Below are 18,698 nucleotides of genomic sequence, written 5' to 3'. Positions count from 1 at the left end.
TATGGCTAAGCAAGCAGCAATAGAACAAGAGGGTAATATAATAGAATCGTTATCTAATGCAATGTTTAGAGTTGAATTGGAAAATGGTCATGTTGTTACAGCTCATATTTCAGGTAAAATGAGATTGCATTATATCAAGCTATTACCTGGTGATAAAGTAAAATTAGAAATGAGTCCATATGACTTAACTAAAGCTAGAATTACGTACAGATTTTAATATATAATCATTTAAATGAAAACAAGAGCGTCAATTAAGAAAAGAAGTGCCGATTGCAAGATTGTAAGAAGAAAAGGCACTTTATATGTTATTAACAAAAAGAATCCTCGATTCAAACAAAGACAAGGATAAATTATGGCAAGAATTTCAGGAGTTGATATTCCAAAACAAAAAAGAGGGGTTATAGCACTAACATATATTTATGGTGTTGGTCGTAATCGTGCTGCTAATATATTGGCAATAGCAAAAGTGAGTGAAGATATTAAAGTCCAAGATTGGACTGACGATGAAACAGGTCGTATTCGTGATGCAGTTTCAAGTTTTAAGATTGAAGGCGAATTAAGGTCAGAGACTCAGTTAAACATTAAAAGATTAATGGATATTGGATGTTATAGAGGTGTTCGTCACCGATCTGGTCTTCCGTTAAGAGGTCAAAGAACAAAAAATAATTCTCGAACTAGGAAAGGTAAAAGGAAAACTATTGCAAATAAAAAGAAAGTTACTAAATAACACATAACAATGGCAAAAACAGTAAGTAAAAAGAGAAAAGTCATTGTAGAGGCAACGGGTCAAGCCCACATAAATGCTTCTTTCAATAACATAATAATATCTCTTACAAATTTAAAAGGAGAAGTGATTTCATGGTCATCAGCCGGTAAAATGGGCTTTAGAGGATCTAAAAAAAACACACCTTATGCAGCTCAAACTGCCTCAGAGGATTGTGCTAAAGTTGCTCAGGAAGCTGGGTTAAGAAAAGTTAAAGTATATGTTAAGGGGCCTGGTAATGGACGCGAATCCGCTATAAGAACCCTTCATAATAATGGTATAGAAGTGACTGAAATTGTGGATGTTACCCCTCTACCTCATAATGGATGTCGTCCTCCAAAAAGAAGACGTGTCTAATATTATTAACCGTATTTGTATTGTTATCGAAGGATAAGACCTTAATTCATAACTGACAAATATTTAAAAACTAAGAAATGGCAAGATATACTGGTCCAAAAACTAAAATAGCTAGAAAATTTGGTGAAGCTATTTTCGGAGAAGATAAGTCTTTTGAAAAAAGAAATTATCCTCCAGGTCAACATGGTAACAATCGTCGACGAGGAAAAAAATCTGAATACGCGATTCAATTAATGGAGAAACAAAAAGCTAAATATTCTTATGGAATTTTAGAGCGTCAGTTCAAAAACTTATTTGAAAAAGCTAATAGGTCTAAAGGAGTTACAGGTGAAGTTTTGCTTCAATTATGTGAATCTCGTTTAGATAATACTGTTTTTCGTTTGGGTTTGTCGCCTTCAAGAAGTGGAGCTCGCCAATTGGTTTCGCATCGTCACATAACTGTTAACGACAATATTGTAAACATACCATCATACCAGCTCAAACCTGGCGATGTTATTGGAGTAAGAGAAAAATCAAAATCATTACAGATCATAATTAATTCTTTGGATAATAATTCAAGTGTTTATGAATGGCTAACATGGAATAGAGATACCCTTCAGGGTAATTTCGTAACTATTCCTCAACGTCTTCAAATACCTGAAAACATAAAAGAACAATTGATCGTAGAACTATATTCAAAATAAAAAAATAAGCATTCACTATGGCTATATTAAATTTTCAAAAACCCGATAAAGTTGTCATGATAGACTCTTCAGATTTCGAAGGGAAATTTGAGTTTCGTCCACTTGAACCAGGCTATGGATTAACTGTTGGAAACGCACTTCGTAGAGTTTTATTATCATCTCTTGAGGGGTTTGCAATTACATCTGTAAAAATCGAAGGAGTAGAGCATGAGTTTTCTACAATTCAAGGAATTGTTGAGGACGTAACTGACATTATACTAAATTTAAAACAAGTTCGGTTTAAACGTCAAATTGATGATGTTGAAGACGAAAAAGTTACTATTAATATTGGAGGTCAGGACCAATTAAAAGCTGCTGACTTTCAAAAATTTATTTCTGGATTTCAAGTTTTAAACCCTGAGCATGTTATCTGTAACCTTGAAAAAGGTGTTCAATTAAGTATGGAATTAACAATTGAAAAAGGACGTGGTTATGTGCCTGCAGAAGAAAATAAGAACTCGTCATCAGATCTTGGTGTAATAGCGATTGATTCGATTTTCACTCCTGTTAAAAACGTAAAATATACGATAGAAAATTATCGTGTAGAACAAAAAACTGATTATGAAAAATTAGTATTTGAAATCATTACAGATGGCTCTATACATCCTAAAGATGCACTTACAGAGGCGGCCAAAACTTTAATACATCACTTCTTTTTATTCTCAGATGAAAGAATTACACTAGAAGCTGATGAAATTGCTCAGACAGAAACATATGATGAAGAATCACTTCATATGCGTCAGCTTTTAAAAACTAAACTTATAGACATGGACTTATCAGTAAGAGCTCTTAATTGTCTTAAAGCTGCTGAGGTAGATACATTAGGTGATTTAGTATCCTTTAATAAGAATGACTTAATGAAGTTTCGAAATTTTGGAAAAAAATCATTGACAGAATTGGAGGAATTAGTTGTTTTAAAAGGACTTTCTTTTGGAATGGATCTTTCAAAATATAAATTAGATAAAGATTAAGTCACCGCTTTTATATAAAATAAAATGAGACACGGAAAAAAAGTAATGCATTTAGGCCGGAAAAAGGCCCATCGTAAATCCATGCTATCAAACATGGCTTGCTCCCTTATAGAGCATAAATCTATTAATACAACAGTGACTAAGGCTAAAGCACTAAGGGTTTTTATTGAACCAATTATTACTAAAGCCAAAAACGACACTACTCATAATCGTCGACTTGCTTTTAGTGAATTAAGAAGCAAGACTTCTGTTTCAGAGTTGTTTGGAGCTGTGTCAAGTAAAATTGGTGATCGTCCAGGCGGATATACTAGAGTTATAAAAATGGGTAATCGTTTAGGAGATAATGCAGATATGGCTATGATTGAATTAGTTGATTTCAATGAAGTTTATTCAAATAGCACAGATAATAAGAAAAAGTCTACAAGAAGACGAAAGTCTAAGAAGTCAACTGAAGATAATTTACCTGATGTTGAGTCTGAAAAAAAAGAGGATTCAGTCACTAATAAAAAAGACAATTAAAATTTATGTTTTTTAGTATTATAATTGAAAAGGATAATCATTTTAGATTATCCTTTTTTTTATGTTAATTTGTTAAATAAACTTTATGAGTTACAAAGCACTAAAGAGGGCAGTTGTTGTTCTTGCTGACGGTACAAAATTTTTTGGAAAATCTATTGGTGTAGATGGAACTGGTTTTGGCGAAATCTGTTTTAATACTGGTATGACAGGATATCAGGAGATATTTACAGATCCTTCTTATTATGGACAAATAATGGTTGCTACAAATGCTCATATTGGAAATTATGGTGTTTTAAACGATGATGCACAATCCGGAAACATTAAAATTGCAGGATTGATTTGTAAAAATTTCAGCAACACCCAATCTAGGCCATCTGCTGAAGCAGATTTACTTTCTTACTTCAAAGAAAATAAAATAGTTGGAGTATCAGATGTAGATACAAGAGCGTTAGTTAGCTATATAAGAGATAATGGTGCAATGAATGCAGTCATTACTACTGAGTTAGAAAGTTTGGACGATTTAATAATTGAATTGCAAAACCTTCCTAATATGGATGGTCTAGAACTAGCATCTAAAGTATCTACTGAAAAACCATATTTTATTGGTAATCCTGATGCAAAGTATAAAGTTTCTGCTTTAGACTTAGGGGTAAAGAAAAGCATATTGAATCACTTTATAAAAAGAGATGTTTATGTAAAAGTTTTTCCTTACAATTCATCTTTTGAAATGCTTTCAAAATGGAATCCTGATGGTTACTTTATATCAAATGGCCCAGGGGATCCAAAACCATTATTGCAAGCTCAAAATATTGCAAAAGAAATAATTAAGAAAAATCTACCCCTTTTTGGAATTTGTTTAGGACATCAGGTAATTGCTATAGCAAACGGTGTTCCTACTTATAAAATGTTTAATGGTCATAGAGGCATAAATCATCCAGTTATTAATCATGAAACAGGAAAAGGTGAGATAACTTCTCAAAATCATGGATTTGCCGTTGATAGAAATGCTGCTGAATTAAATCCAGATATAATAATAACACATTCGCATCTAAATGATAATACTGTTGCAGGTATTAAAATTAAATCTAAAAACTGTTTTTCAGTTCAATACCATCCAGAAGCAGCGCCAGGACCAAATGATTCAAACTATTTGTTTGATAAATTTATAGAATCAATTAAAAACTTTTCTTCTTAATCATTAATTTATAAACTATGAGCTTAATTACAAAAATTCATGCGCGACAAATTTTTGATTCTAGAGGGAATCCTACTGTAGAAGTTGACGTAGTAACAGAAAATGGAAAACTGGGAAGAGCAGCCGTTCCTTCAGGTGCTTCAACTGGTGAGCATGAAGCTGTTGAATTACGTGATGGAGGCACTGATTATATGGGAAAGGGAGTTAAAAAAGCAGTTGCAAATGTTAATTCTATTATATCTTCCAAAGTAGTTGGATTATCTGTCTTTAATCAAAAAGAAATAGATCAATTAATGATTGATCTTGATGGAACTGAAAATAAATCTAATCTTGGAGCAAATTCAATTTTAGGAGTTTCATTAGCAGTTGCCAAGGCTGCAGCAAAAGAATCTGGTTTTTCTTTATATAAACATATTGGGGGAGAAAGTGCTCAAACTTTACCAGTTCCAATGATGAATATTATAAATGGTGGTTCTCATTCGGATGCACCTATAGCTTTTCAAGAGTTTATGATTATACCAATTGGAGCAAAAAACTTTTCTAATGCTTTACAAATTGGAACTGAAGTTTTTCATAATCTAAAAAAAGTTTTAAAATCAAGAAACCTTAGCACAGCAGTTGGAGATGAAGGTGGGTTTGCTCCGAAATTAGAAGGAACTGAAGATGCTCTTGACACTATTATCTCAGCAATAAAAAAATCAGGATATCAGCCAGGCTCTGATGTAAAAATTGCTCTTGATTGTGCTTCTTCAGAGTTTTATGAAAATGGAAAATACAATTACACAATATTTGAAGGTAAACAAGCAAAAATTAGAAATTCAAAAGAACAAGCTGAATATTTATCGAAACTAGCGGGCAAATATCCTATAATTTCTATTGAAGATGGAATGGATGAAAATGATTGGGAAGGTTGGAAATATTTAACTGAAATGACTGGGAAAAACGTCCAAATAGTAGGTGATGATTTATTTGTTACTAATGTTAAAAGATTAAAAAAGGGAATTGACGGGAATTATGCTAATTCTATTTTGATTAAAGTTAATCAAATAGGTACTTTAACTGAAACAATAGCAGCTGTTCAAATGGCTCATGATGCCGGTTTTACTTCTGTGATGTCACATAGGTCTGGTGAAACAGAAGATCATACTATTTCAGACCTTGCCGTAGCATTAGGTACTGGTCAAATCAAAACAGGATCAGCTTCAAGGAGTGATAGGATGTCAAAATACAATCAGCTTCTTCGAATAGAGGAGGAATTAGGGGATAAAGCTTATTATCCTGGATTTAAAGCATTTAACTTAAAGAAAAGCTAGTTCATTTGAAAAAATAAATGTATTATAAAGCATGGGACAAAAAATAAAATTCAACTATAAAGATAAAGAATACGAATTTCCTCTTATCCAAGGAACAGAAGGTGAAGTAGGTATAGATATTAAAACGTTAAGATCTGAAACTGGACTTATTACTTTGGATCCTGGCTATAAAAACACGGGATCTTGTATAAGTAGCATAACTTATTTAGATGGTGAAAATGGAATTCTTAGGTATAGGGGTTATGATATTGATGATTTAGCTAATAATTCAAGTTTTATTGAGGTTTCTTATTTATTAATTTTTGGAGAAATGCCATCATCAAATGAATTAAATAAATTTGAAAATGATATTAGAAAAGAATGCCTAGTTCATGAAGATATTACTAGTATTTTAAAGAGTTTTCCTCATGGAGCTCATCCTATGGGAGTTTTAGCTTCATTAACCTCTGCTCTGATTTCTTTTAATCCAGGGTCCGTTGATGTTAATTCTGAAGAAAAAATGTATCATGCAATTGTTCAGTTAATTGCTAAATTTTCTGTACTTACTGCATGGGTTCACAGAAAGGTTAGAGGATTGCCTCTAAACTATTCAGACAATTCACTTCCTTATGTTGAAAATTTAGCTCAAATGATGTTTAAAAATCCAAATGAGGAATATAGAAGTAATCCAGTTATAACGAGTGCTTTAAATAAACTTTTAATTTTACATGCTGATCATGAGCAAAATTGTTCTACTTCAACGGTAAGGATTGTAGGTTCTTCTGAAGCGGGTTTGTTTGCCTCAATTTCAGCTGGTATTTCTGCTTTGTGGGGAAGGTTGCACGGAGGTGCCAATCAGGCAGTTATTGAAATGTTGGAAATGATTAAAAGAGACGGAGGAGATGCTAGTAAATTTATGGAAAAGGCTAAAGATAAAAATCATTCATTTCGTTTGATGGGTTTTGGTCATAGGGTTTATAAAAATTTTGATCCACGAGCAAAAATTATTAAAAAGACAGCAGATGGTATTTTAAAAGATCTTGGTATTGAAGATCCAATTCTTGATATTGCTAAAAACCTAGAACAAGAAGCATTGAATGATAAATATTTTGTAGATAGGAAGCTGTACCCTAATGTTGACTTTTATTCAGGTATTATATATAGAGCATTGGAAATTCCAACTGAAATGTTTACTGTAATGTTTGCTCTCGGTCGACTCCCTGGTTGGATAGCCCAGTGGAGAGAGATGAGATTAAATAAAGAACCTATAGGTCGCCCCCGTCAAATATATAATGGAAGTATATCCAGAAATACTAAATCTAAAGGTTAGGATTTTCTAGACTTAGTATTGTTTTTTCTTTGGTAATTTTTTTAAAAAATGAATGTATTTCCTTTTTTGTAGCTTGAACTTTAATGAAAGTGCTATCATTATATATTGAGTATTGCTGTGCTTTACCTTTATATAGCTTTAGTTTATAGTAAGGAATTACTAAGCCATATGTTTCAAGTATACTCCTAAATCTAACTATAATTCCTTTTGGCCGTAATTCTATGTTGCAAGAATTTAAATTTTGATCAAGAACTAATAAATTATGAATATTAATAGAGGCCTCTTCAATTAAAAGTCTTGGAGATCCTATCCCTTTTTTACTCCATCTTTCTTTCAAAGAAAAAGGAGATCCAATAGCTAAGTTTATTTTCTTTTTTATTAAAGGATTATTATATGAAATATTAATTAACATAATTAATTAAAAATAGCACTTTATTATTACTCATGCCAGCAATAACATGAGTTTAATTATATTTATCAGATATTTTAGATATGGAAAAAGAAATAAGCGAAATAGTTGAAAAATTTGTAAAAACAACGTTTAAAGTTTCTGTTAAAAACTTTGAATTTCAATCTACAAGAAAAGATTTTGAAGGAGATATTACTTTAGTTCTTTTTCCTTTAGTAAAACAAATAAAGATTAATCCTAAGCAATTAGGTGAATTAATTGGTTCTGAGTTGAAATCTGAATCGGATTTAATTAAAGATTTTAATGTGGTTAATGGTTTTTTGAATTTAACAATTACTTCTTCATTTTATATTTTGTTTTTAGATAAAGTTAAAAACGATTTAAAATATGGCCATACAGAGCCTAAAGATGATGCTAATTTAATAATGGTTGAATACTCATCTCCAAACACGAATAAACCTCTTCATTTGGGTCATATAAGAAATAATTTACTTGGGTATTCTATTTCTCAAATTTTAAAAGCTAATGGTAATAAAATAATAAAGACACAAATTATAAACGATCGAGGGATTCATATTTGTAAATCAATGGTTGCATGGAAGCTTTTTGGAGAAAATAAAAATCCGCTAGATGCTGGCGTAAAAGGTGACCATTTTGTGGGTAAGTTTTATGTTTTATATAATAAAGAATATAATATTCAAGTTAACACATTATTAGAAGACGGTCAAACTGAAGAATATGCAAAAGCTAATGCCCCAATTTTCATGGAAGCTCAAGATCTATTGATAAAATGGGAAGCAAACGATAAGGAAGTAAGAGAGCTTTGGAATAAAATGAATGATTGGGTTTATAATGGCTTTGAAGATACATACAAAATGTTAGGTGTTGATTTTGATTCATATTATTATGAAAGTGACACTTATCTTTTAGGTAAAAAGTTAATTAAAGAGGGTGTTTCTAAAGGAGTTTTCTATTCTAAAAAAGATGGATCTGTATGGGTAGACTTAAAATCTGACGGATTAGATGAAAAATTACTCTTAAGATCAGATGGAACTTCTGTTTATATGACACAGGACTTAGGTACTGCTTATCAGCGTTTCTTAGATCATTCAAAAATTGATGGAATGGTTTATACTGTTGGAAATGAGCAGGATTACCATTTCAAGGTGTTATTTTTAATTCTAAAAAAACTGGGATACAATTGGTCAAAAAATCTTTTTCATTTAAGTTATGGTATGGTTGACCTTCCTTCAGGTAAAATGAAAAGTAGAGAAGGAACCGTAGTTGATGCTGATGATTTAATCACTACAATGCGAAACTCTGCTAACCAAATCTCTGAAGAACATGGTAGAATTCAAGATGTAGAAGATCCTCAAAAACTTTTTCTTCAGATAGGTCTGGGGGCTTTAAAGTATTTTATTCTTAAAGTAGATCCGAAAAAAAGAATTCTCTTTGACCCCAAAGCGTCATTTGACTTTAATGGAAATACTGGCCCATTTATCCAATATGCTTATGCAAGAATTCAATCTATTTTAAGAAGTGCAAAAAAAATTAAATGGAATTCTGACATAAAAATGAAAATTGATAATAAAGAAAAAGAGATACTAAAACAATTATTAATGTATCCAGGTATTGTTAAACAGGCAGGAGAATCTTATAGTCCATCACTAATTGCAAATTACCTTTATGATTTAGTAAAAGTTTTTAATTCTTTTTATCAAAACATATCCATACTTGGTGAGAGTGATTCAAATATAAAAAACTTCAGATTAACTTTAATTCAAAAAGTTGGACATACTATTTTAAATTCATGCTCTTTGTTAGGAATCGAAGTTCCAGAAAGAATGTAGGCTAAATTCAATTAAAATTTATTCAAAAAATCTATGATTTTCATTTCATAAAAAACAATAGTTTATATTAACTTTAGCAAATGTTCAATAACCTCAGCGAAAAACTTGATAAAGCATTTCAGGTCCTAAAAGGGCATGGAAAAATAACTGAAATTAATGTTGCAGCAACTCTTAAAGAAGTTAGAAGAGCTCTGTTAGATGCAGATGTTAATTATAAAATTGCAAAAAAATTTACTGATTCAGTCAAATCAAAAGCATTAGGTCAAGATGTTTTAACAAGTCTAAAGCCAGGACAGTTAATGGTGAAGATTGTTAAGGATGAGTTAGCTGAATTAATGGGGTCATCAGTTAATAATATTAACTTATCAGTAAACCCGTCTATAATTTTAATGTGTGGTCTTCAGGGGTCAGGTAAAACCACATTTTCTGCTAAACTAGCTCAATATTTAAAATCAAAAAAAGCAAAAAAACCACTCCTTGTGGCATGTGATGTTTATAGACCAGCAGCAATTGAACAACTTGAGATTCTTGCAAACGAAATTGGAGTCCCTGTTTTTAAAAATATTGAGGAAAAGAATCCAGTTAAAATTGCCAAAGAAGCAATTGAAATTGCAAGGAAAGAAAAAAATGATTTAATAATTATTGATACCGCTGGAAGATTAGCAGTTGATGAAGTGTTAATGAAAGAAATTTCAGACATACATAAAGCTGTCAACCCTAGTGAAACCCTATTTGTGGTTGATTCAATGACCGGACAGGATGCGGTTAATACTGCAAAATCATTTAATGATAAATTAAATTTTGACGGGGTTGTTTTAACAAAATTAGATGGTGACACAAGGGGAGGTGCAGCACTCTCAATTAGGTATGTGGTTGACAAACCTATTAAGTTTATAGGAACTGGAGAAAAAATGGACGCCATAGATGTTTTTTACCCAGAAAGGATGGCTGATAGAATTCTAGGAATGGGAGATGTAATCTCACTTGTTGAGAGAGCTCAAGACCAATTTGATGAAAATCAAGCTCGAAAAATAAATAAAAAAATAGCTAAAAATAAATTTGGTTTTGATGACTTTTTAAGTCAAATAAATCAAATTAAAAAAATGGGAAGCATTAAGGATCTTGTTGGTATGATTCCAGGAGCTAATAAAATGGTAGGTGATCAAGAAATTGATGAGGACGCATTTAAAAATATAGAAGTTATTATATCTTCAATGACCCCTAAAGAGCGCTCTTTTCCTGACCTTTTAAATCCAAGTAGAAAAAAGAGAATTGCAAATGGTTCAGGTAGAGATTTAGATGAAGTAAATCAATTAATAAAACAGTTTAATCAGATGAGTAAAATGATGAAAATGATGCAAGGAGGAAAAGGTAAACAGATGATGCAAATGTTTCAAAATCAGAAATAATATATGAAAATTCTAGATGGAAAATATCTTTCAAATGTAATCAAAGAAGAGATAAAAGAATCTGTAGATGTTAGGTTGTCCTCTGGCATGAAGAAGCCTCACTTAGCAGCTATTTTAGTTGGAGATGATGGAGCAAGCCTTACTTATATTGGAAGTAAAGTGAAATCTTGTAAACAAGTTGGATTTGAGTCGACATTAATTCGTCTAGAAAACACAATAAGTGAGAATAATCTCTTAACTGAAATTAAAAAACTTAACGAAAATAAAAATATTGATGGGTATATAGTTCAATTGCCCCTTCCAAAGCATATTAATGAAGAAAAAATTTTATTGATGGTAGATCCCCATAAAGATGTTGATGGATTTCACCCAACTAACTTTGGGAGAATGGTGCTAGAGCTTCCTTCTTTTATTCCTGCAACTCCATTTGGAATAATGGAAATATTAAAACGATACGATATTCAGACTTCAGGTAAAAACTGTCTTGTTATTGGCAGGAGTAATATAGTTGGGAGGCCTATAAGCGTTTTAATGAGTCAAAAAAGTTCTTATGGAAATGCGACTGTGACAGTCGCTCACAGTAGAACTGAAAACATTAAAGAATTAAGCTTAAAAGCTGATATAATTATTTCAGCTCTTGGGATTCCGGAATTTATAAAAGAAAACATGGTCAAGCAAGGTGTTGTTGTTATTGACGTTGGAATAACTAGAGTTGTTGACAAAACTAATTCAAAAGGTTATGTTATTAAAGGTGATGTAGATTTTAAAAATGTTTCTAAAAAGGCAAGCTATATAACTCCAGTTCCCGGAGGTGTGGGTCCAATGACTATAGCTATGTTGTTGAAGAACACTTTACTGGCTTGTGAAATAAAAGATTAGTTTTTTTTCAAATGCCATCAAAAGTTATATCAAGAAAATTAAGCCAAGCCATATTTATGTTGCAAAAAGTTGATCAATATTTTTAAAACTTTTAAATTCTAAAGCGTTTCCTGCTGGATCATAAAAAAATAATGTTTTTTGTTCTCCTGATAAACCTTCAAATTTAAGGTATGGAGCAATTATAAATTCAATTTGTTCACAATCATCTAATTTATTTGCGAAAACATCAAAATCATCCCAGGGAAGAACTACTCCAAAATGAGGAACAGGAACTGATTTTCCATCAACCTCATTATGATGTTTTTTTGAATTATGTGATGGGTCAACATGAACAACTAACTGGTGGCCAAAAAAATTATAATCTGCCCAGTGACTGCTTTTTCTTCCGGGAACACAGCCTAATACATTTTCGTAAAAATCAACTGCTTTAGAAAGATCATCAACCGGAATAGCGAGATGAAATGGAGGGGTTTTTTTCATATACTAAAGTTATATATTTTTTTGACTCGGTTTATCTCATTAGACTATCTTTGTTAACATGAAAAAGAGCATTAATTTTGATGACGTGAAATCAGGTAAGATGCTCCCGCTTATGGAAGCTTTTTATACTATTCAAGGGGAAGGGTATCATAAAGGAAGTGCCGCATACTTTATTCGAATCGGCGGCTGTGATGTTGGATGCCATTGGTGTGATGTTAAAGAAAGCTGGGATGCAGAATTACACCCTCCAACAAGTATTTCTAAAATTGCTGAAGAGGCTAAATTTTTTTCTAATACTATTGTGGTCACAGGAGGAGAACCTTTGATGTGGAATATGGATCCTTTGACTAAACTGCTTAAAGAAAAAGGCATTCAAATACATCTTGAAACTTCTGGAGCATATAATGTTACTGGGTATTGGGATTGGTTCTGTCTTTCTCCAAAAAAGAATAAGGAGCCTAATAATTCTGCTTATGAAATTGCAGATGAATTGAAAATTATAGTTTACAATAAACATGATTTTAATTTTGCTGAAACTCAGGCAAAGAAAGTTAATGATAAATGTAAATTGTTTTTACAGCCAGAGTGGAGTAGACGAGATAAAATAATGCCAGAAATTGTTGACTATGTTATGAAAAATACAAAATGGAAGGTGTCATTACAAACTCATAAATACCTCAATATACCTTAGTAAGCTTCGCTAGATAATCATGATTTTCTCCATTAACTATTTTCTCACAACGAAAGTTTGTTTTTAAAGCTACTTCTTCTAATTTTTCATAATCTACATAAAGCCATGGAAATTTTTCTACTTGTTTACCATAACTTAAACTGTATGTTAGTTCTCCATAATATTTATCACCTCTAACCCAAACTCCTCCGTCTAAATCTTTATCAAAAAGATAAATTAAATCTGAACTATCGACTAAGATTTGACCATCCTCATTAAGTAGTTTTGAGGAATGATTTAATAGTAATTCAAGCCTGTCTAATGTTTTGCATATACCAGCACCATTCATTAAAAATAAAATTGTATCGTATTTATAATTTTTATGTTTAAAAAAAGACTGATTAATTGTGTTTTTTAAGCCTAATAACTTCGATACTTCAATGCACTTTTTTGAAATGTCAATTGATGTCATATTTAGTTTTTTAAAATCTTGAAGATATAAGCTATGGCAACCTGCTCCACACCCCACATCTAGAGTTTTTCCTTTTGAGAGATCAAGAGCCTTTTTTTCAATAAGGGGCATTTCGTCATATTTCCTAAAAAAGTACTTACAGTCTAGGACTTCTTTATCTGTATAGCTAGTCCATGTAATTAACGGATGATTGTTTTTTTTTAAATGGTAATTATATATAGCATTTCCAAGAAGGTCAATCATAATCAGGATAGATTAGATATTTTTTTCTCAATTTTTTATAATTCTCAAGTCCAGGTTCCCAGCTTTTTCTTATTTGATTTATGGACACTTTATTTATGATTTGTTTTCTTAGATTATCTGTTCCTGCAATTCTCTCAAAACTATCTTTGAAGAAAATATAATTTTTTGGAAGTTTATTGTATGCGTCTATTAACCAAGCAAGATTTAGCTGATCTGAAATTTCAATTTTTTCTAGTGAAACTCCAAAGCATATATTATCATTCCATTTTGGGCTTTTAGAGCCAAAGTTTGGAGCTGGTTTGAATTTAAATTTTGATTTCGGAAAATTGGGATGACCGTAAATTTGAAATTGTTTTTCGGTACCTCTTCCAATACTTATTGTAGTCGGCTCAAGAAGACACAAGCTGGGATAAAGAGATATAGCTTGATTGTTTGGTAAATTGGGCGAAGGTCTAACTGGTAAAATATATTTAGTTTTATGAGTGTAGTTTTTTATTTTAACTATTCTTAAATTACATTTAAGATTTTTCCCCAACCAATTTTCACCATTAATCATTGAAGCATATTCTCCCAAAGTCATCCCGTGAACAATAGGGACTGGATGCATTCCAACATAGGTCTTAAACTTCATGTCTAAAACAGGTCCATCAACATAATGTCCATTTGGATTTGGCCTGTCTAAAAGTAAAACTGGAATATTTGCCTCTGCACATGCTTGCATGACATAATGAAGAGTAGATAGAAATGTATAAAATCTAGCTCCTACATCCTGTAAGTCAAATACCATTAAGTCAATTCCTTGAAGATGCTCTGGAAGAGGCTTTTTAGTTTTTCCATGAAGAGAAATTATATTTAATCCAGTTGATTGATCTTTACTATCAGATAATAAATCTCCGTTATCTGCTCTTCCATCATATCCATGTTCTGGAGCAAATATTGTTTTAATTTTAATTTTATTTTCTACTAAAAAGTCAACTAAATGGATTTCATTGTTTACCCTACTAGCTTTGTGAGCTACAATTCCGATAGTCTTATTTTTTAAAAATGGAATGTATTCATCATATTGATCTGCTCCAGTTAAAATCTCATTTTGACAAAAACCAGAAGAAAAACTAAAAACAAATACAAATAATAAAACCGTATTTTTGAGATTGAAAGTCATAAAAAATCAATTTTGGATATAACCTATTTATTAGCTAACCGTATAAGGCAATCTAATATTTCCAAAAGTAATGTTTCATCTCGTATAATAAAAATTGCAATATTAGCTGTGACTATAGGGATTGCATCTATTATTATTTCAGTTGCTACCGGAAGAGGTTTGCAAAAAGCCATATCTAAAAAAACTGCAGCCTTTAATGGACATTTAGTGATTTCTACTTTTGAAAATAATACTTCACAGATATCTATAAATCCTTTTAAAATGGATAAAAAGTATTTTTCTGTTTTAAATGATTTAAATAATGTTCAAGATTATCAAAAAGTCGCATATAAAGCAGGTTTAATTAAGTTTAATGACAGCTATGAGGGGATTGTTTTTAAAGGGATAGATTCGAGTTTTAATCAATCAATTTTTTCAGAATTCTTGATTGAGGGTAGATTCCCTGATTTAAACAAAATAAATAGTAGCGAAATAATTGTATCAAAACACATGTCAAAGAGACTGAACATGAGTATTGGGGATCAACCTATTGCATATTTTAAAAGAGACAATTCTCAATTAATTCCTAATCAAAGAAAATATAAAGTTGTTGGTATTTACGAGTCTGACTTTTCTGATTTTGATGAAGTTTATGTTTTAGGAAGTTTAAACCAGATTCGAGTATTGAATGACTGGTCTGATGAAGAGGTTGGTGCAATTGAAGTATTTTTAAAAAATAATGATAAAGACACAGCTACAGCAAATAAATTATACAAATCTCTTCCTTTTAATATCGATGTCATTACTTTAAAGTCTAGATTTAAAAATATTTTTCAATGGATAGCTCTTTTTGATTTAAATATTTTGATTATTTTAATCATAATGTTGTTTGTTGGAGTAATCAATATTGCAACCGCGTTATTAATATTAATATTTGAAAGAGCTTCAATGATTGGACTACTAAAAACTATTGGAGCTAAGGATTTTCAAATTCAAAAAATATTTTTGTGGAATGGGTTTCAGATTATCATTAAAGGGGTTTTGTTGGGAAATTTTTTAGCATTAGGTTTTTATTTTTCACAAAAATATTTTGAGTGGATCAAACTAGATCCTGCAACTTATTATGTTAATGTGGCTCCAGTAGAATTGAATTTTTTTGAGTGGTTTTATATTAATTTAAGCCTTATTTTTGTTTGTCTTTTATTGCTTTGGTTTCCAACTAAAATAATAAGCAGCATGTCTCCAAGTAAAAACATTAGAAAACGTTAATTATTTTAAAGGAATAGATGAAAATATCAAATAATATTTTGGAAACTATTGGTAATACTCCAATGGTAAGGCTAAACAACATTACATCTAGTATTGAGTCTCAGGTTTTAGTAAAATTAGAATATTTTAATCCGGGTTCCTCTGTAAAAGATCGAATGGCAGTTAAAATGGTTGAAGACGCAGAAAAAAAAGGTCTTTTAAAACCAGGAGGTACGATAGTTGAAGGTACATCTGGGAATACAGGTATGGGACTTGCGTTAGCTGCAATAGTTAAAGGTTATAAGTTGATCTGTGTATCAACAGATAAACAATCCAAGGAGAAATTTGATGTTTTAAGAGCAATGGGAGCAAAGGTGATTGTTTGTCCGACAGATGTTCCTGCTAATGATCCTGAATCTTATTATAGTGTTTCAGAACGCTTGGGTAAAGAAACTCCAAATTCATGGTACGTCAATCAGTACGATAATCCCTCAAATACAACGGCACACTATGAACAAACTGGTCCAGAAATATGGGATCAAACTGATGGAAAAATAACTCATTTTGTTGTTGGTGTTGGAACCGGTGGGACGATATCGGGTGTAGGAAAATATTTAAAGGAAAAAAATCCAAATATAAAAATATGGGGAATAGACACTTATGGTTCAGTATTTAAAAAGTATCATGAGACAGGGATATTTGATAAAAATGAGGTCTATCCATACAGTACTGAAGGAATAGGGGAGGATATTCTCCCAAAAAATGTTGATTTTAGTTTGATTGATCTTTTTGAAAAAGTCACTGATAAAGATGCGGCTGTTTATACAAGAAAATTAGCAAAACAGGAGGGTATATTTGCAGGAAATTCATGTGGAGCAGCGATCAAGGGTCTTTTACAGTTAAAGAAAAAGTTAAAGAAAGAAGATGTAGTAGTAGTTTTAATTCATGACTCTGGTAGTCGTTACATCGGAAAAATCTACAATGATGAGTGGATGAAAAGCAAAAACTTCATATAGTTATTTGCAAATAACTTTTTTAATATTTTCAGGCAAAGAATTGTCCGTAACCATTTCATTATTGTAAGTTTTCAATGCTCCCTCAGGTTTTTTAGTGTATAATTCGTTTTCAATTGAATTTTTTTCATACCACATTTTAAAGTTAGAGATCAACTCTCCTTTTGAGTTCCACCTTATTTCCTTTGAAAAAATTATGCAATCAGGCCCTTTTCCAATCCTATATATTTCTCCATCAATAACGGCGAAGTATCTAACCTCGGTTCGTAAACTATCTTTATTAACAAAATTTATCTGAAAAAAATCAAACTCTACCGTCATATTCTTGAAGTTAGAAGGAGCAGGATTGTAGATTATATCTATCGTTGCGTGTTCTGATTTTTGTATGCTGTTGTTAAGTAATAAACTCAATAATTTTTCATCCTTTTCAACGCTATTTTGCTGCGAGCAACTAGTTGAGAAAATAATTAATAATAGTATGTAAAATTTTGCTTTCAAAGTTCAATAAAAGTACAACTTTAATAAGAAACTTGAATTCATTTAGACTTTGGAATGATTTGTAGTCATAATTATGTAATTTTATTATGCAATAAACCCTCCCCTTTTTATACTATAATTAGTAATTAAGCGTTAAATTGGAGAACAATATCGGTGAGAAAGATTTGAAAAGTTTATTTAAATACATATTTGGTGTAGTATTTTTGGCATTATTGTTTTGTTCAAGCAGTTCTTATGGTCAAGATATTAGTTTTGAATCTTTTCAAGGTCAAGCACTTCCTAATCCTAATATATCTGATGCATGTCCATCATCATCATATTCTTTTTCTGCTATTTTAAAAAACAATACTGCAGCTACATTAACTACTACCATTGCTGAAATAAGAATTACAGTTTCAGGTGCTAATAATGCTGTTTACATTTTGGATGCTCCTGCTGGAAATATTGGTGCTGGCGTCTCTTTTGCTGTTACACAAACCATTAATATGATAAATTCTGGGGCTAATAGTTTTGCCGTGGAGGTCTATTTAGACGCCTCCCCTTCAACAATTATAGACAGTGGTTTTGCTAACATTACAGTAAGTCCCAACAATGTTTCTAATAACCTACTCACCCCTTCTTTTACTCAGGTTGTTAGACAACAAATCCTTGATATTGAATTAGGTACCATTGGGGCTCAGACTGGAGCTTCAACATCAACATATGTTATCACTCTTGGCACTGTTGCTTTTACAACAATTGTCGCCTCAGGAACTGTTTCAGAAGTTACTGAAGTGGCAGATGCAATAGCAGTTGATATAAGTAATAATGCGGCCTATAGTGCTGTAAACATGGGTGATTTAAATTCTAATAATAAAAATGTTATTCGAATAACGGGTGCAGTCTCCGGCACAGCATTTAACGCCTCTACAACTGAGTCATCAACTATGAGTTTTGGGGCTCCAAGGGTTATTGCAGGTTCAAAGTATATTGAGGTTTGTAGCGATCAATCGGTAACTTTTAATTCCTCTGGAGGTATTGGATCAAATGGTTATAATTTTTTTGTAAATAATGCAAGTACTGGTCAGCAATCTAGTCAAAGTTTTACAAGGGGAAGTCCAGTCAACGGTGATGTGGTTTATGCAAAGATAACACGCCCGGATGGATGTATTGAACAAACTTTTCCTATTTCATTAAACGTAACACTAACCCCTGAAGATGCCGGTTCTCCAATAGCAATTACTGGAACTGGTTTTTC

Annotated in this window: 21 protein-coding genes and 1 pseudogene; 17 read left to right on the top strand and 5 right to left on the bottom strand. The window is 31.5% G+C overall.

Annotated elements, in window-relative coordinates:
* The first annotated feature begins 1 nt into the window (after window position 1).
* From infA to AC34EU_RS00940, 10 genes are all read left to right on the top strand, one after another.
* Window positions 2-217, top strand: a complete 216-nt coding sequence (gene infA, locus AC34EU_RS00985; RefSeq protein ID WP_487533252.1) for a translation initiation factor IF-1 — start codon at window positions 2-4, stop codon at window positions 215-217.
* 15 nt (window positions 218-232) lie between these two features.
* Window positions 233-349, top strand: a complete 117-nt coding sequence (ykgO, locus tag AC34EU_RS00980; RefSeq protein ID WP_487531234.1) for a type B 50S ribosomal protein L36 — start codon at window positions 233-235, stop codon at window positions 347-349.
* Between the two features lie 3 nt (window positions 350-352).
* Complete coding sequence (rpsM, locus tag AC34EU_RS00975; protein ID WP_487533253.1) at window positions 353-727, top strand: 30S ribosomal protein S13; 375 nt, start codon at window positions 353-355, stop codon at window positions 725-727.
* Window positions 728-736: 9 nt separating this feature from the next.
* Window positions 737-1,120, top strand: coding sequence for a 30S ribosomal protein S11 (gene rpsK, locus AC34EU_RS00970; RefSeq protein ID WP_487533255.1), 384 nt, complete (start codon window positions 737-739; stop codon window positions 1,118-1,120).
* Window positions 1,121-1,197: 77 nt separating this feature from the next.
* Window positions 1,198-1,803: a 30S ribosomal protein S4 gene (gene rpsD, locus AC34EU_RS00965; protein ID WP_487533257.1), complete on the top strand. Its 606-nt coding sequence runs from the start codon at window positions 1,198-1,200 to the stop codon at window positions 1,801-1,803.
* Between the two features lie 17 nt (window positions 1,804-1,820).
* The gene (locus AC34EU_RS00960; protein WP_487533258.1) at window positions 1,821-2,813 is read left to right on the top strand and encodes a DNA-directed RNA polymerase subunit alpha; all 993 of its coding nucleotides are present in this window, start codon (window positions 1,821-1,823) and stop codon (window positions 2,811-2,813) included.
* A gap of 24 nt (window positions 2,814-2,837) precedes the next feature.
* Window positions 2,838-3,332, top strand: a complete 495-nt coding sequence (gene rplQ, locus AC34EU_RS00955) for a 50S ribosomal protein L17 (RefSeq protein ID WP_487533259.1) — start codon at window positions 2,838-2,840, stop codon at window positions 3,330-3,332.
* Window positions 3,333-3,417: 85 nt separating this feature from the next.
* Window positions 3,418-4,527: a glutamine-hydrolyzing carbamoyl-phosphate synthase small subunit gene (gene carA, locus AC34EU_RS00950; RefSeq protein WP_487533260.1), complete on the top strand. Its 1,110-nt coding sequence runs from the start codon at window positions 3,418-3,420 to the stop codon at window positions 4,525-4,527.
* A gap of 17 nt (window positions 4,528-4,544) precedes the next feature.
* Complete coding sequence (eno, locus tag AC34EU_RS00945) at window positions 4,545-5,840, top strand: phosphopyruvate hydratase (RefSeq protein ID WP_487533261.1); 1,296 nt, start codon at window positions 4,545-4,547, stop codon at window positions 5,838-5,840.
* Between the two features lie 31 nt (window positions 5,841-5,871).
* Window positions 5,872-7,149 carry a citrate synthase gene (locus tag AC34EU_RS00940; protein WP_487533262.1) on the top strand — a complete coding sequence of 426 codons (1,278 nt, stop codon included), beginning with the start codon at window positions 5,872-5,874 and terminating at the stop codon, window positions 7,147-7,149.
* Here AC34EU_RS00940 and AC34EU_RS00935 read toward each other — a convergent pair.
* Window positions 7,139-7,561: a hypothetical protein gene (locus AC34EU_RS00935; protein ID WP_487533263.1), complete on the bottom strand. Its 423-nt coding sequence runs from the start codon at window positions 7,559-7,561 to the stop codon at window positions 7,139-7,141. The genes AC34EU_RS00940 and AC34EU_RS00935 overlap by 11 nt on opposite strands.
* 80 nt (window positions 7,562-7,641) lie before the next feature.
* Here AC34EU_RS00935 and argS point away from each other — a divergent pair, with 80 nt between their 5' ends.
* From argS to AC34EU_RS00920, 3 genes are all read left to right on the top strand, one after another.
* Window positions 7,642-9,408 (top strand): arginine--tRNA ligase, encoded by a 1,767-nt coding sequence (gene argS / locus AC34EU_RS00930; RefSeq protein ID WP_487533264.1) that lies wholly within the window; start codon window positions 7,642-7,644, stop codon window positions 9,406-9,408.
* An 80-nt stretch (window positions 9,409-9,488) separates the two neighbouring features.
* Entirely contained in the window at window positions 9,489-10,817 is a 1,329-nt protein-coding gene (ffh, locus tag AC34EU_RS00925; RefSeq protein WP_487533265.1) for a signal recognition particle protein, read from the top strand.
* A 3-nt stretch (window positions 10,818-10,820) separates the two neighbouring features.
* A complete protein-coding gene (locus tag AC34EU_RS00920; protein ID WP_487533266.1) occupies window positions 10,821-11,696 on the top strand; it encodes a bifunctional 5,10-methylenetetrahydrofolate dehydrogenase/5,10-methenyltetrahydrofolate cyclohydrolase in 876 nt (291 codons plus the stop codon).
* Between the two features lie 54 nt (window positions 11,697-11,750).
* On the opposite strand, the gene AC34EU_RS00915 is transcribed toward AC34EU_RS00920, so the two are convergent.
* Window positions 11,751-12,176 (bottom strand): VOC family protein, encoded by a 426-nt coding sequence (locus AC34EU_RS00915; protein WP_487533267.1) that lies wholly within the window; start codon window positions 12,174-12,176, stop codon window positions 11,751-11,753.
* Between the two features lie 58 nt (window positions 12,177-12,234).
* Between AC34EU_RS00915 and AC34EU_RS00910 the strand changes: the two genes are divergently transcribed.
* Window positions 12,235-12,867 (top strand): 7-carboxy-7-deazaguanine synthase QueE, encoded by a 633-nt coding sequence (locus AC34EU_RS00910; protein WP_487533268.1) that lies wholly within the window; start codon window positions 12,235-12,237, stop codon window positions 12,865-12,867.
* Here AC34EU_RS00910 and AC34EU_RS00905 read toward each other — a convergent pair.
* A complete protein-coding gene (locus AC34EU_RS00905; protein WP_487533269.1) occupies window positions 12,854-13,561 on the bottom strand; it encodes a methyltransferase domain-containing protein in 708 nt (235 codons plus the stop codon). The two genes, AC34EU_RS00910 and AC34EU_RS00905, sit on opposite strands and share 14 nt — an antisense overlap.
* Window positions 13,554-14,723 (bottom strand): exo-beta-N-acetylmuramidase NamZ family protein, encoded by a 1,170-nt coding sequence (locus AC34EU_RS00900; RefSeq protein WP_489696000.1) that lies wholly within the window; start codon window positions 14,721-14,723, stop codon window positions 13,554-13,556. Before AC34EU_RS00900 ends, AC34EU_RS00905 begins: the two co-directional genes overlap by 8 nt.
* 12 nt (window positions 14,724-14,735) lie before the next feature.
* Here AC34EU_RS00900 and AC34EU_RS00895 point away from each other — a divergent pair, with 12 nt between their 5' ends.
* Both AC34EU_RS00895 and AC34EU_RS00890 read left to right on the top strand, forming a co-directional pair.
* Window positions 14,736-15,971: an ABC transporter permease gene (locus AC34EU_RS00895; RefSeq protein WP_487533271.1), complete on the top strand. Its 1,236-nt coding sequence runs from the start codon at window positions 14,736-14,738 to the stop codon at window positions 15,969-15,971.
* Window positions 15,972-15,988: 17 nt separating this feature from the next.
* Window positions 15,989-16,963 (top strand): annotated as a pseudogene (locus AC34EU_RS00890) (PLP-dependent cysteine synthase family protein); the annotation flags it as partial.
* A gap of 3 nt (window positions 16,964-16,966) precedes the next feature.
* On the opposite strand, the gene AC34EU_RS00885 reads toward AC34EU_RS00890, so the two are convergent.
* Window positions 16,967-17,461: a hypothetical protein gene (locus AC34EU_RS00885; protein WP_487533272.1), complete on the bottom strand. Its 495-nt coding sequence runs from the start codon at window positions 17,459-17,461 to the stop codon at window positions 16,967-16,969.
* 137 nt (window positions 17,462-17,598) lie between these two features.
* Between AC34EU_RS00885 and AC34EU_RS00880 the strand changes: the two genes are divergently transcribed.
* The coding region (locus tag AC34EU_RS00880; protein WP_489695999.1) for a hypothetical protein at window positions 17,599-18,698 on the top strand (1,100 nt) is incomplete at its 3' end.

This window comes from Candidatus Marivariicella framensis (genome assembly GCF_982709265.1).
The sequence above is the reverse complement of the archived record's forward strand: the minus strand, read 5'-3'. Positions and strand labels throughout refer to the sequence as shown.

What these genes read in the sequence shown, in the direction of transcription:
- AC34EU_RS00940 (WP_487533262.1), top strand. Translation starts at nt 5,872, where the DNA reads ATGGGACAAAAAATAAAATTCAACTATAAAGATAAAGAATACGAATTT.
- eno (WP_487533261.1), top strand. Translation starts at nt 4,545, where the DNA reads ATGAGCTTAATTACAAAAATTCATGCGCGACAAATTTTTGATTCTAGA.
- AC34EU_RS00900 (WP_489696000.1), bottom strand. Translation starts at nt 14,723, where the DNA reads ATGACTTTCAATCTCAAAAATACGGTTTTATTATTTGTATTTGTTTTT.
- argS (WP_487533264.1), top strand. Translation starts at nt 7,642, where the DNA reads ATGGAAAAAGAAATAAGCGAAATAGTTGAAAAATTTGTAAAAACAACG.
- AC34EU_RS00915 (WP_487533267.1), bottom strand. Translation starts at nt 12,176, where the DNA reads ATGAAAAAAACCCCTCCATTTCATCTCGCTATTCCGGTTGATGATCTT.
- AC34EU_RS00905 (WP_487533269.1), bottom strand. Translation starts at nt 13,561, where the DNA reads ATGATTGACCTTCTTGGAAATGCTATATATAATTACCATTTAAAAAAA.
- carA (WP_487533260.1), top strand. Translation starts at nt 3,418, where the DNA reads ATGAGTTACAAAGCACTAAAGAGGGCAGTTGTTGTTCTTGCTGACGGT.
- rpsM (WP_487533253.1), top strand. Translation starts at nt 353, where the DNA reads ATGGCAAGAATTTCAGGAGTTGATATTCCAAAACAAAAAAGAGGGGTT.
- AC34EU_RS00960 (WP_487533258.1), top strand. Translation starts at nt 1,821, where the DNA reads ATGGCTATATTAAATTTTCAAAAACCCGATAAAGTTGTCATGATAGAC.
- rplQ (WP_487533259.1), top strand. Translation starts at nt 2,838, where the DNA reads ATGAGACACGGAAAAAAAGTAATGCATTTAGGCCGGAAAAAGGCCCAT.
- rpsD (WP_487533257.1), top strand. Translation starts at nt 1,198, where the DNA reads ATGGCAAGATATACTGGTCCAAAAACTAAAATAGCTAGAAAATTTGGT.
- infA (WP_487533252.1), top strand. Translation starts at nt 2, where the DNA reads ATGGCTAAGCAAGCAGCAATAGAACAAGAGGGTAATATAATAGAATCG.
- ffh (WP_487533265.1), top strand. Translation starts at nt 9,489, where the DNA reads ATGTTCAATAACCTCAGCGAAAAACTTGATAAAGCATTTCAGGTCCTA.
- rpsK (WP_487533255.1), top strand. Translation starts at nt 737, where the DNA reads ATGGCAAAAACAGTAAGTAAAAAGAGAAAAGTCATTGTAGAGGCAACG.
- ykgO (WP_487531234.1), top strand. Translation starts at nt 233, where the DNA reads ATGAAAACAAGAGCGTCAATTAAGAAAAGAAGTGCCGATTGCAAGATT.
- AC34EU_RS00920 (WP_487533266.1), top strand. Translation starts at nt 10,821, where the DNA reads ATGAAAATTCTAGATGGAAAATATCTTTCAAATGTAATCAAAGAAGAG.
- AC34EU_RS00910 (WP_487533268.1), top strand. Translation starts at nt 12,235, where the DNA reads ATGAAAAAGAGCATTAATTTTGATGACGTGAAATCAGGTAAGATGCTC.
- AC34EU_RS00935 (WP_487533263.1), bottom strand. Translation starts at nt 7,561, where the DNA reads ATGTTAATTAATATTTCATATAATAATCCTTTAATAAAAAAGAAAATA.